This is a genomic window from Phaeobacter sp. JH20_29, assembly GCF_048056175.1.
GTDB lineage: Bacteria > Pseudomonadota > Alphaproteobacteria > Rhodobacterales > Rhodobacteraceae > Phaeobacter > Phaeobacter bryozoorum.
Genome location: NZ_JAYMWO010000003.1, coordinates 1 through 13091, shown reverse-complemented (window position 1 = coordinate 13091; position 13091 = coordinate 1). Strand labels below are relative to the sequence as shown.

Annotated in this window: 6 protein-coding genes; 4 read left to right on the top strand and 2 right to left on the bottom strand. The window is 64.1% G+C overall.

The features are described from left to right. The first annotated feature begins 139 nt into the window (after window positions 1-139). Window positions 140-751: a helix-turn-helix domain-containing protein gene (locus VWZ85_RS01340; protein ID WP_416535336.1), complete on the top strand. Its 612-nt coding sequence runs from the start codon at window positions 140-142 to the stop codon at window positions 749-751. Window positions 752-849: 98 nt separating this feature from the next. Here VWZ85_RS01340 and VWZ85_RS01335 read toward each other — a convergent pair whose 3' ends face one another. Together VWZ85_RS01335 and VWZ85_RS01330 are read right to left on the bottom strand one after the other, a co-directional pair. Next, window positions 850-3300 (bottom strand): YbcC family protein, encoded by a 2451-nt coding sequence (locus tag VWZ85_RS01335; protein WP_416586677.1) that lies wholly within the window; start codon window positions 3298-3300, stop codon window positions 850-852. 17 nt (window positions 3301-3317) lie between these two features. After that, window positions 3318-4868: a proton-conducting transporter membrane subunit gene (locus VWZ85_RS01330; RefSeq protein WP_416586674.1), complete on the bottom strand. Its 1551-nt coding sequence runs from the start codon at window positions 4866-4868 to the stop codon at window positions 3318-3320. A gap of 117 nt (window positions 4869-4985) precedes the next feature. On the opposite strand from VWZ85_RS01330, the gene VWZ85_RS01325 reads away from it, so the two are divergent. The 3 genes from VWZ85_RS01325 to VWZ85_RS01315 form a co-directional block, all read left to right on the top strand. Continuing rightward, on the top strand, window positions 4986-5873 hold the full coding sequence (locus VWZ85_RS01325) for a LysR family transcriptional regulator (RefSeq protein ID WP_416586671.1): 888 nt from the start codon (window positions 4986-4988) through the stop codon (window positions 5871-5873). Window positions 5874-6161: 288 nt separating this feature from the next. Beyond that, window positions 6162-12347: a DUF4347 domain-containing protein gene (locus VWZ85_RS01320; RefSeq protein WP_416586668.1), complete on the top strand. Its 6186-nt coding sequence runs from the start codon at window positions 6162-6164 to the stop codon at window positions 12345-12347. 336 nt (window positions 12348-12683) lie between these two features. Beyond that, on the top strand, window positions 12684-13091 hold a 408-nt coding region (locus VWZ85_RS01315), incomplete at its 3' end, for a Gfo/Idh/MocA family protein (RefSeq protein ID WP_416539356.1).

Below are 13091 nucleotides of genomic sequence, written 5' to 3'. Positions count from 1 at the left end.
GGGAAAACAGCCCCTAACTCTCCCGTGTGTTTCCTTTAAGAAACTTTTCCACGATAAGCAACGATTGCTTTTACATAGAAACTTTGACCTATCACCGGGGGAAGGGTAAACATTGGGAAACTCAGGAGATTGCACGCCCATGGAACCCATCAACGCGGAAGACGGCGCCCCCGCGACGGAGTTTGCCGAGGCTCCCGATGGTGATGCGCTGGGGAAAATGATTCGCGAATCCCGCAAGGAGAAGGGGCTGACGCTGGAGGAAGCGGCGCGGGCCGCGAACATCGGCCGCTCCACCCTGTCGAAGATCGAGAACAACCAGACCCGCCCCAGTTTCGAGATCATCCGCCGCCTGATGCAGACGCTGGATTTGCAGACGCCGCAGCTGTTTGTGCAATCCGCCAAGAGCGATATCTCCGGGCGGCGCGACTACACCCGCAAGGGCGCGGGAGAGCATCAGGAAACCCAGACCTACGACCACGAACTGGTATGCACCGAGCTGACCAGCAAGCGGATGCTGCCCTATATCAGCCGCATCAAGGCGCGTGACGTGTCGGAGTTCGAAAGCTGGATTCGCCACAGTGGCGAGGAGTTCATGTTCGTGATCAGCGGTGAACTGGTTCTTTACACCGAACATTACCGCCCGCTGCCGATGAAGGCCGGCGATACGGTCTATTACGACAGCGGCATGGGCCATTGCTGCGTTTCGACCAGTGAAGAGGACGCGCAGGTGCTCTGGGTCTCGCTGAACTGATCCGAACTCAGCGGCGCCCCCGGCGATATGCAATCTGCGCCGCCCGGATATTGGCCGGGGCGGCGCAGATCGGTGTTCCATGGCTCGGGGTGATCCGCCTATTCGGCAGCAATCTCCAGCGCCGCGCAGTTGGCCGTGCTCTCGTCGGCTTCCATGCGTGACCAGTTAAGATCGCCCTCGTAGCGCCAGACCAGATGCCCCTGATCGTCCATCGCCATCAGATGAAGCCAGCCATTGTCGAACAGGGCGCGCACCTGTGGGTGGCGGTCCAGGATCTGCGTCATGGCATCGCGCGGCGCCTCGATCACCACGGTCAGCCGCAGCGGGTCATGTTGCAGCGCCTCGCCATCATGCACCGATTGCCAGGGCAGACCGGGTTTCAGCGCGCCGCCATTGCCTTCCAGCACACCGATGCCACCGGCGACGTTGTGCAACAGTTTGTTGCCGCCACCGAACAGGGCGGGGGCCACGCTGGAGCCGTAGTATTGCAGGCTGATCCAGCTTGCGACCACCACCGGCGCGGTCATGATCAGCTCCAGCACGCCAAAGCCCTCATCCGCCCGCCAGTCATAGCTGTGCAGGAAGGATTGCCCGTCAAGCGCCCGGCCCTCGGTCCGCTGACGCGGGGCGGCGATAAAGGCGCGGCAACCGGCCAGCCCCCATTCCGGGCGCAGTTCCGCCCAGTCGGAGGAGCGGCGCAGGATGTCTGCACCAGCGCTTGCGCGGGGCAGCCGCACCGCCCGTTCGCTGCGGGCCAGAGCGCCTGCGGCCTCGATCCAGCGACGGATATTTGCCAGCTCGCGGGCAAAACGGGTGGCAGCACCAGCGGGCAGATCCTGTTCGTAGAGCGTGACCTGATCGGTGGTGGTGTGATGCAGCGCGGGCAGGAAAACGGTGTCCTCGGGGATGCTGATCCCTGCCTCGCGCAGTCCGCCGCGTAGCGCCCGGTCATTCAGCAGCCCGGCCAGCAACCGGGCATTCACGTCACCCGCATGGCCACCGCAGGCGCCACAGTGCAGAGCACTTGCATGGGGGTTGTTGGTCACATCCGCGCCATGGCCTGCCAGCATCACAACCGGGGCAAAGCCACCGGTCAGCGACATCGCCGACAGGATGGTCCGGGCCATCTCAACCCGGTGGTCCAGATCCACTGAAGCATCAAGCACCGGCGCCGGATCCGTGGCCAGACGACTGCAGGCACCAAAGGCATCGCGCAGCAGTTTGCCCGCATAGACCGGGCCTGTGGCCTCGACAAAGGCAAAGGAGGAGACCGCCGCCAGTTTGAACCGGCCCCAGGCGCGCCGCGCCCGCGCTGCATAGCGCCGGGCAAGGTCAAGCTCCGCCGGTTCCGCCGCTCGCGACTGGACGCCCGCGCTCAGCAGCACCGGGCCGCGCCCTTCGGTAACGTCGGAGCCCGCTGCGTTATGCGCCGCGGCCAGCCCGAAGAAGCCCGCAAACCCAAGTGTCTGCACGCCGCTGTCCTGTGCTTCCAGCGCGCGGCGGAACACTTCGGACCGTACATCAATACAGAAGGCGGCCTGCAACAGGGGGCGATCGGTGGCCTTTGCCTCTGCCGCTGGCTCCGGGGTCGCGACGGTCAGCCTGCCGGCCAGTTGCCGCTGCGCCGCCCGTTCGCCTGCCTCTTGCAGAATGGCGTCGATCACCTGATCGCGGCTTGGGGTGATTGGGGTTTCGTGGCTTTCGACGACCTCCTGCCAGCGGGCCGCGATCTGGTCGCGATACTGGTGGAACAGCGCCTCGTCAAACACCATGCGGATCGCCAACAGCTCAACCGTGGTGGTGTCGCTCTTGCCCTCCAGCTCGGCCTGCCACGACAGGTAGCGGCCATATTGCGCCCAGCCTTGCAGTGTCATCAGCCAGCGGTGAAACCCGGTCTCGGCGGCCGCAGAGCTGACGCCCAGCGTTTCGGAGGCCCGTCCGATGGCGCGCCAATGTGACCGGTTGGTAGCAGCGACAAACCCGCCAAACCCGTGCAGCCCGTGGATTTCCGGCGTCAGATCGCGGCTGGCAAACTGACGCCAGGCCGCATAGGTGCCGCCGGTCCGGTCCGGCTGCCACAGCGCCTGCCCCTGATCGAAATGGCTGGCGGCAAAGGCGCCGATGCGTTCCTCGATCAGGCCGGGCCAGTCGACGCCGGACAGCTCCTGCGCCAGCTCCGCCACCGTCGGCAGCGCTCTTGGGTCATCGTTGGTGTCCGTGGCGCCCAGTGCCGCATGGAGATCGGCCATCTGCACATCGCTGAAGCGGGTGCCGACCCGCGCCAATGCGGCCCGCAGATCGCTGTCGGTGAGGTCTCCGGCGGCCCGTTTCGCCGCCCAATGGCTGCGGTCCGGGGTCACCCGTGTGCCCGCAACCCGCGCCAGCCGCGCCGAGGTCACCGCCAGCGGCTCGTCGCTCTGGCCGAGGAAGGGGTTCACCGCAACGCTGGAGGTGAGCGGGAACAGCGGCGGGATCGCGCGGGCGGCCCTATTGGCGCAGGTGACCAGCTCCAACAGGGCGGCGGGGTAGGTTTCGTGCTTCATCAACATGGGTCGATCTCCCGGTTTCAGGATGTGGTCTGCTTTGACCAGCCGCCCAGCAGTCGGTCAAAAATCGCATTTGCATAAAGCCCGTTGGACAGATGGACCCGCAGCCCCGCTGCCGCCGGGTGCATCGCCCAGAGCGGGAAAGTCGCCTGCGCCACGGCCACCGCGCCAAAGCTGACCAGCGCCAGCAGGATCAGCGCCCATTCCAGCGGGCCGGGAGCAGGGGTGGCAGGCAGGGTGCCGGCGGTCAGCTTCAGCGCCGCCAGTTGCAGCAGGAAATAGCTGACAGAGGTGGCCGCCGCATAGATCACCGTGCGCCGGGTCAGCGCACCGGGGGCGGCATCGGCCAGCCCCTGCGCCAGAATATAGGCCACGCCAAAGATCAGGATCACCCCCAGCGCAATTGCCTGCACCGATTTGCCGTCAAAGCCAAAGACCGCTCCAACCAGCGCATAGATCACGATGCCGATGCCAAAGGCCTGCATCACATTACGCGCGCTTGGCACTGCGACGGGACCGGGGCGCCGGATCGCGGCGACATTGGCCACCGCCTCGCCAGCGCTGAGAAAGGCGTGCGCCTTGTAGAGTGAATGCGCCACGATATGCAGCAGCGCCAGCGGAAACAGCGCCAGACCACATTGCATGATCATAAAGGCCATCTGCGCGATGGTGGACCAGGCCAGCGAGGTCTTCACGGCCGGCTGCGTCAGCATCACCAGCCCGCCGAACAGCGCGGTAAACCCGCCCAGCATCACCAGCACCGCCATCACCGCAGGCGCGGCCAGCATTACATCGGCAAAACGGATCAGCAGGAAGCCGCCCGCATTGATGACGCCTGCATGCAGCAGGGCGGAGACCGGCGTCGGCGCTTCCATCACCTCGGTCAGCCAGCCATGGGCCGGAAACTGCGCCGAGGCGAGCACCGCCGCCAGCGCGATCAGCCCGGCGGCGGCAAGGGTCAGCAGATCGGGGCTGGCAGCGGCAAGAATGCTGGCGATATCGCTGGTACCATAGGCGGCAATCAGCAGCGCGACAGCGAGGCCGAGTGACATTTCGCTGGCCCGGGCCACCAGCGCCTTTTTCCGCGCGGCCCGCTGCGCCGTTGTGCGCTCGCGATAAAACAGCAGCAGCTGATGCAGGCACAGGCTGGTGGCGGTCCAGGCCAGAAGCAGCTGCACCAGATTGCCCGACATTACCAGCAGCAAAACCGCGGCCAGCGTGGCGCTCATCCAGCCGGTAAAGGCGCCCTGACGGCCCTCGCCGTCCATATAGGTGGCGCTGTAGCGCAGCACGATCCAGCCGATGAAACTGACCAGACACAGCATCACGGCGCTGACCACATCCAGCCGCACCGACAGCCCAACTCCAAAAAGGCCAAGCAAGGGCGAGCTGCCCGGACCGTTCAGGCCCAGCAGCACCGCAGACAGCGCCGAGATGGCAAAGGCCGCCAGCGCGGCATGTTCCGCCAGACGCGGCAGATGACCCGGCCGCAGACCCGGTGTCCGGCGCGCCCGCAGGGCGACGGCCAGCAGCAGCATCGGGGCCAAGAGCGGCAAAAACAGATAGAACATGAAAGGCTCCCGTATTCACATGCAGCAGGGGACGCTGCGTCAACGAGACAGGTAGCGCGGATCTTTGATTAATAAAAATTCATTGTTATGGCCTTATCGTTCTATTAAAACGAATGAATGCCCCTGAACTATCATCATCTGCGCTATTTCTGGGCCGTCGCCCATGACGGCAATCTGACCCGCACCGCGCAGCGGCTGAATCTGTCGCAATCGGCGCTTTCTGTGCAGATCAAACAGCTGGAGGAGCGGCTGGGCCATCCGCTGTTCGACCGGCGCGGACGGCAGCTGCATCTGACCGAGGCGGGGCGTATCGCGCTGGATCATGCCGATGCGATCTTTGCCACCGGGCAGGAGCTGATTGCCACGCTGGAAGGCAGCGAGCGCAGCCGTCAGGCGCTGCGGGTGGGTGCGCTGGCCACACTGTCGCGGAACTTTCAGATCGGGTTCCTGCGGCCCATGCTGGCGCGCAGCGATGTCGAGGTGATCCTGCGCTCCGGCAGCCCAACCGAGTTGCTGGAGGGGCTGGCAACGCTGAACCTCGATCTGGTTCTGATGAACCGCGAACCTCCCGACGACAGCCTGACCCCCTATGAAACCCATCAGATCGGGGATCAGGCGGTGAGCATCGTCGGCACCCCGGCGCGGCTGGATCCACGCCTGCCGATCCGCGGATTGCTGACCACCCATCCCTTTGTGCTGCCGACCACCGACAATACGGTGCGGACCGCCTTTGATGCCATGGCCAGTCGCCTGTCGGTGGTGCCGCAGGTGGCTGCCGAGGTCGATGACATGGCGATGATGCGGCTGTTGGCCCGCGAGGATATCGGCCTGGCGCTGGTGGCCCCTATCGTGGTGCAGGATGAGCTGTCCTCGGGGCGGCTGCTGGAGGCCGAGGAGCACCCCCGCATTCGCGAGACCTTCTATGCGGTCACCCTGCGGCGCCGTTTTCCAAATCCGCTGGTTCAGGAGGTGCTGGCAGGCAGCGCCTCGGTGCTGAACGGCTGACCTTCCGGCCCGCTGCCCGGCAGAGCTGGCATGAAGCCACCAGCGCCTGGCCCGTCCCGGCACTGCGGCGCCGTCCCGGTTCGTGATCCTTTGGGTCGGACCCAGCGCTGTCCCCTATCGTAAAAAAAGTCATCGCCCCGCACGATTGGCATATTGGATGCAAGAACTCTTTAATAAGCTTGCCACATAATTTGGCCATTACCGATTGATTAACCTCGATATCCTATAGGTTGAGCAAGACGACTGATCATACCTTTGGATTGTAAGCTTTAATCTCAGAGCGCTCAGATGATTGATACCCAGTATTTCGTTATTGATTCCGCCGTCGACCACTGTCAGACCCTGCATCTCGATCTGCCGGATGACGCAACCGTCATCTATCTGACCCGCAACGGGTCCGGCCTGCGTCAGATCGCAGAGGCCCTCAGCGCAGTGCGCGGTCTGTCGGCGCTGCATATCATGTCCCACGGCGAAGACGGCGCGCTGTTAATCGGTGACGAAACCGTGACCGAGGCCACGCTCGCCCGGTACCCTGAGGTGATGGAGGTGCTGCGCCGGGCGCTGCATCCCGGTGGTGATATCCTGCTTTATGGCTGCGAGGTGGCCGCAACTGCCAAAGGCGAAGCCTTCGTCGCTGCCCTGGCCGAGGCGACCGGCGCGAATGTTGCCGCATCGCGGACACTGACCGGCGCTGCCGAGCTGGGCGGCGACTGGGATCTGGAGATGCAGATCGGCGCGATCTCAACCCCGATCGGGATTTCGGCAGTGGCGCAGGCGGCCTATCCGGCAGTTCTGTCCACTGTATTGAACTACGGCAACTATACAAATGGCGGCAACAACAAGGACGCCTGGACCGATGGCAGCGACGGGATCGCGGATTTCCCCGGGCTGACGCTGACGCTTGATTTTGGTGACGGCAGCGAGGGTTCAAGCACCTTCACCAATCTGAACATGCGCGGCGCGCAGAACCTGGCGGTGGGCGCTGTCGAGGGCGGGACCATCGGCGCAATGGACGGTGCCTTCTACAACGATGACAGCAACGGATTTCAGCTGGCCGGTGATGGCGATTTCAGTTTCGAGGGGTTTCGGGTGCTCGGCCGGGCGCAGAGCATCACCTCACAGACTTTCACCATCCGTGGCTTTGACAGCAGCGGGACAGAAATCGTCTCAGATACGCTGACCTGGGCTGCGGCCGGTTCCAATGCACTGGTGTCATACAGCATCGGCAGCGGCGACTGGGACGCGGATGCAGCCTGGGGATCGGTGCGACGCATTGCGGTCGATTACACCAATGAACCCAGTTTCCAGGAATTCGCGGTCCTGACCATGACCGTCGACACGGCCGTGGTTTCAGCCAATAACGCCCCGCTGCTGGGCGGGACACCGCCAGATGACACTGCGACAGAGGATGTTGCGACGGCGATTGACCTGTCGGCCTACAATATATCTGACGCCGACGGCGATACCATAACCCTGACCCTGGCCGTGGATCGCGGCACCATCGCCACGACCGATGGCAACGGAACAACCGCCGGTGTGACCGTGGCAAATTCCGGCACCGGGTCGATGACGTTGCAGGGGTCGGCCGCTGATCTCAATACCTATCTGAACGACACGTCAAAACTTCGCTACACCACCGCCAGCAATGACACCACAACTGCGGTTCTGACCGTCACCCCCAACGACGGCACCACAAATGGCAGCGCCGATACGGTCAGTATCACCATTTCGGCGGTGAATGACGCGCCGGTGCTCGACGCCGCGGCGTCGCCCGTGCTCAGCACCATTGCCGAGGACGCAGGCGATGACGATGGCTCCTCCGCTGATGGCGACGACGACGCCAGCAACAACGCCAATAACACAGGTGACAGCGTTGCCAGCATCGTGTCCGATGGCAGCGTGACCGATGTCGATGGCAGCCCGGTCGAAGCGATTGCGGTGACTGCGGTCGATAACACCAACGGGATCTGGCAATATTCCCTCGACAACGGAACCAGCTGGACGAATTTCACCGCCACCACCGGCACATCGGTCGATCTAACAAGCGCTGCGCGCCTGCTGGACGGGTCGCTGGCGGGCGCGGCTACCCATCTGATCCGCTTTGTGCCAAATGCGGATTATTCCGGCACCGCCACCATCACCATCCGCGCCTGGGATCGCTCCACCGGCTCTGCCGGCGGCGTCGCGGACGCCAGCGTGACCGGCGGTACAAGCGCGTTTTCCGCCATCAGCGATACCGCCAGTATTACTGTCACCAGCGTCAACGACGCCCCGGTCTTTGCCGGTCTGGATGCCACGCCGACCTTTGTCGAAGGCGGCAGCGCCGTTGTTCTGGACAGCACCGCCACCATTGCCGACACCGAACTGGCCAGCCTGAATGGCGGCAATGGCGATTTCGGCGGTGCCTCGCTGACCATCGCCCGCAACGGCGGCACCGATCTCGAGGATGATTTCGGCTTTGATATGACCGGGGCTCTGTTCACGGTCAGCGGCAATATGCTGCAAAGCGGCGGGCAGAGCTTTGCGACATTTGCCGAGGTGGGCGGTACGCTGACGATCAGTTTCACCTCCCTCGCCACCCCGGCGACAACCGCTCTGGTGACCGACGTGTTGCAGCGGGTGACCTACAGCAACACCAGCAATGACCCGGATGCCTCGGTCCAGTTGGACTGGACCTTCTCGGACGGCAATGTGGGCAGCCAGGGCAGCGGCGGGATCGCCTCCGCTACCGGCGCGGTCACGGTGAGCAATACCGGCGTCAACGACGAACCAACGCTGACTGCTACCGGCGGCAACCCAACCCATGTTGAGGGCGGCGCGGCGGTTGACCTGTTCAACAGCGTTACCTCCGGCACGGTTGAAACCGGACAGACGATCACGGGCCTGACCCTGACCATCACCAATATCGCCGACGGCGCGGATGAAATACTGGCGTTTGACGGCACCGACGTGGCCCTGACAAATGGCGCCGCTCTTGTCAGTGCCGCCAACTCCCTGTCGGTGAGCGTCTCCGTAACCGGCAGCACCGCCACCATCACCGCCACCGGGGGTACCCTCAGCCCTGCGGCGCTTCAAACACTCGTAGATGGTATAACCTACCGGAATACATCAGATAATCCCACAACAACCGCCAATCGCGTGGTCACCGTGACCGAGCTTGTCGATAGCGGCGGCACGGCAAACAGCGGCGATGACACCGCCGCCCTGGCCGTGACAAGCACGGTCACGATCACCGCCGTCAACGACGCTCCCGTGCTGGCAAATCTGACGGGGGATCAGGGCGTCCTGACACCTGGCGCATCTGCGCTGATCGATGCTGGCGCCGACGCCACTCTCGCCAATGCAGATTCGCCCGATTACAGCGGCGGCGTCCTGCGGATTGTCGACAAGGACAGCAACAACACCGCAAGCGGCAGCTTCTCCGTCGACGGCACTACGGTGACATCGGGCGGTGACGGGGGCATTGCGGCCAATGAAACCATTCAGATTGGTGGCGTGACCATTGGCACCGTCGATGCAACCGAGGACGGGCAGGGCGGCAACACGCTTGCAATCAACCTCACCGCCAATGCGGACGATGCCCGAATCCAGACATTGATCCGCAATCTCGCCTGGGGCGCCTCGGCCGGGACCGGTGCGCAGACCTTCACCCTCAGCCTGGATGACAACGACGGCACGGCCAATGGCGGCGCGCAGTCCACCTCGGTCGATTTTTCGATGATCCTTGGCAACAAACCCGTGGTTGCCAATCTGGCCGGCGATACCGTCGCCTTTGTCGAGAACCTCGGCGCGGTGGCGCTGGATACCGGCGGCAATGTCACGATCAGCGATGCCGATAATAATCTGGGCAGCGGCACACTGAGCCTTGCCTTCCAAAGCGGACAGACCGCCAATGATCGCCTGCTGATCGACACCAGCGGTTCCGTCACACTGTCTGCCGGGCAGACAGCGGCCTCCTCCGTCAGCGTGGGCGGCGTGGTGATCGGCACCTTGGCCAACGGTGCGACCGGTGGCGCCAATGAAACCCTAGGCATCAATTTCAACGCCAATGCGACCCCCTCCCGGGTGCAGACGCTGGTCGGCGCGCTCTCCTACGACAACAGCAGCGATGACCCGGCGACCCATGACCGGACGCTGGGTCTCACCATCACCGACGGCACCAGCATCAGCTCCGACACTGCGACGCTGACCGTGACCGTCGCGGCCACGGATGATGCGCCGACGCTGGTCGCAACCGGCAGCAATCCGAATTTTGTGGAAGGCGACCCGGCAGCGGATCTGTTCAACACCGTCAGCGCCGACACCGTCGAGGCGGGGCAGACGCTGACCACTCTCAGCCTGACGGTCACCAATATCGCCGACGGCGCGGCGGAGGTGCTGACGATCGACGGCAGTGTCTTGGCGCTGACGGATGCCAACACGCTGACCACCGCGAGCAACGGCCTGACTGCGACGGTATCCGTCTTGGGCAATACCGCAACCGTCACCCTGACCGGCGGCACGCTGAGCACCGCCGCGGCCGAGACGCTGGTTGACACCATCACCTATCGCAACACATCCGAAACCCCGACCGGGGGCAGCCGTGTTGTCACCATCACCGGCCTGACCGACAGCGGCAGTGCAACCGGCAGCAACGCCAACAGCGCCCCGCTGACGCTGTCGTCGTCGGTAAACGTGCTGCCTGTGAACGATGCCCCGGTGATCGGCAATGCCCACTACCATGCGACGAGCCAGGTTGTTGTCGGAACCGGCGCCCAGAGCCTTGGCGGTTTGTCCGCGGTGACGGTGTCCAACCTCGATTCCAGCGATTACAACGGCGGCCAGCTGACAATTTCGCAGAATTCAGGCACCACAAATGGCAATTGGGGCGTTGACGGCACGATTGTGACTGCCGGAGGCGATGCCAGCCTTTCCGCAGGAGAGACTGTTCTGGTCAACGGCGTGACCATTGGCACGGTGGATATCACCAATGATGGGCAGGGCGGTTCGGATCTGACCATCAACTTCAGCACCGCCGATGCGACCAACGCGGCGATCCAGACCCTGATCCGGTCTATCACCTATGAGGCCCCGTCCACGGTCGGCGCGCGGGATTTCACCCTGACGCTGAATGATGCCGATGGCACTGCCAACGGTGGCGATCAGGATAGCAGCGTCAACTTCCTCCTGAATGCGACCGGCACCCCTCCGGTGATCGGCAATCTCGACGGCGACAGTTTCACCTTTACCGAGGGTGACAGCGCCACAGCTCTTGATGTGGCGGGGGACCTGACAGTCAGCGACGCGGATAGCGCCGATTTTGATACCGGCACGCTGACCGTCTCCTTCGAGAGCGGGATGCAGGCCGAGGATCGGCTCCTCATCGATGTCAGCGGCACCGTGTCGCTCTCTGCCGGTCAGGCCAACGGCTCGGTGGTCTCCGTCGGCGGTGTGCTCGTCGGAACCATCGTGGCAACCGGCACCGGCGGCGCGGGTGAAGATCTGGTCATCACCCTCACCTCCGGTGCAACACCCGCGACGATCCAGACCCTGCTGCGGGCCCTTCAATATGACAACGCCGCAGCCGGCGCGCCAACCGACGGCAACCGTCAGATCGGCGTGCAGATTGCTGGCGGTACCGACAATGCCTTGTCAGATATGGCCGTAGTCACGATCAACGTTAACCCGGCGCCAGCGCCGGGAGGCGGATCAACAGGCGGCAGGCCGCTGGATATGTCGGCTGGCGACGACGATGACTCCATCGGCGGCACCAACTTCAATGACACCATCAACGGCGGCGGCGGCAATGATCGCATCACCGGCAACCGGGGCGAGGACCTTCTGAGCGGCGGCAGCGGTGTGGACACGCTGCGCGGAGGCGACGGGGACGACCAGCTCTTCCTAGGGTCCGGAAACGACCGGGGGGTCGCCGGCGACGGCAATGACCGTTTGAACGGCGGCAGCGGCAATGACTTCATGCACGGTGGCACGGGTGAGGATACGCTGCGGGGGGGCGTTGGAGACGATACTGTTTATGGCGGCCTCGGGAACGACACGATCGGAGCGGGACGTGGCGATGATATCGTCTTTGCTGGCGGCGGCGCCGACCGCGTGAACGGCGGGGGCGGCAGCGACCAGATCGCAATGGGCTCCCAGGACGACCGCGCCTTTGGCGGCAGCGGCAATGACAGCCTTGCTGGCGGCGAGGGTCGGGACACGCTGAACGGCGGTATGGGCGACGATCTGCTGCGCGGCGGTGCCGGCAGTGACGTCTTTATCTTTGTCAGCGGTCGCGGCAATGATCGTATCGCCGATTTCGACGCGCAGGAGGACCAGTTGACCCTGCGCGAATTTGGTTTCACCAGCCGGGACCAGGCGCTGTCTTTCGGGGCGCAATCGGGGGATGATTTCGTCTTTACCTTTGCCGATGGCAGCACCCTGACCCTGATAGATGTCACGCGGGCCGAACTGGAAACCGCCGACCTCCTGTTCTGAGCAACCGGACCGCCCTGCCGCCGCCAGACCGGCGGACCACCGCATCAGGCGGCGCCGCTTCGGCCGTCAGCGGCGCCTGCCGCTTTCGCGCTCCGTGCTACAGGGCCGTGCTAGAGGCCGGTTGATTTTACGGGAGTATTTCCCAAACGGTGGCAATAGGGCTATGACAGCTGGGCAGCGCTCGTATCGGAGTGCTGGCTGAAATTGCCGACAGTAACGGGTTGCCAAAAGGCGCACCCGTTTTCACGCGCCATCTGATCGAGGGCACCGACACGGCCTTTGAGCTTGCGCCGACGGCGAACGCGACAGGAAGACAATTCGGGAGATGCTGGGACTATGACGACGGATCGCAGGACGCGCCTCAGACTGGGGATGGTCGGGGGCGGGCAGGGTGCCTTTATCGGTGCGGTGCACCGGATTGCTGCCCGGATGGACGACCGGTTTGAGTTGGTTGCCGGCGCGCTGTCATCAGACCCGGAACGCGCGATGGCCAGCGCCGCAGAGCTGGGGATCGCCGCGGATCGCAGCTACGCCAGCTATGACGAGATGGCCCGCGCCGAGGCCGGGCGCGACGATGGCATCGATGCGGTTGCCATTGTGACACCCAACCATCTGCACGCAGGTCCCAGCATCGCCTTTCTCAACGCGGGCATTCATGTGATCTGCGACAAACCGCTGGCCGCCAGCGCAGCCGAGGCCGAGGCGATCAGACAGGCGGCGGAGGCCAGCAGCGCCCGTTTTTTT

What these genes read in the sequence shown, in the direction of transcription:
- VWZ85_RS01340 (WP_416535336.1), top strand. Translation starts at nt 140, where the DNA reads ATGGAACCCATCAACGCGGAAGACGGCGCCCCCGCGACGGAGTTTGCC.
- VWZ85_RS01335 (WP_416586677.1), bottom strand. Translation starts at nt 3,300, where the DNA reads ATGTTGATGAAGCACGAAACCTACCCCGCCGCCCTGTTGGAGCTGGTC.
- VWZ85_RS01330 (WP_416586674.1), bottom strand. Translation starts at nt 4,868, where the DNA reads ATGTTCTATCTGTTTTTGCCGCTCTTGGCCCCGATGCTGCTGCTGGCC.
- VWZ85_RS01325 (WP_416586671.1), top strand. Translation starts at nt 4,986, where the DNA reads ATGCCCCTGAACTATCATCATCTGCGCTATTTCTGGGCCGTCGCCCAT.
- VWZ85_RS01320 (WP_416586668.1), top strand. Translation starts at nt 6,162, where the DNA reads ATGATTGATACCCAGTATTTCGTTATTGATTCCGCCGTCGACCACTGT.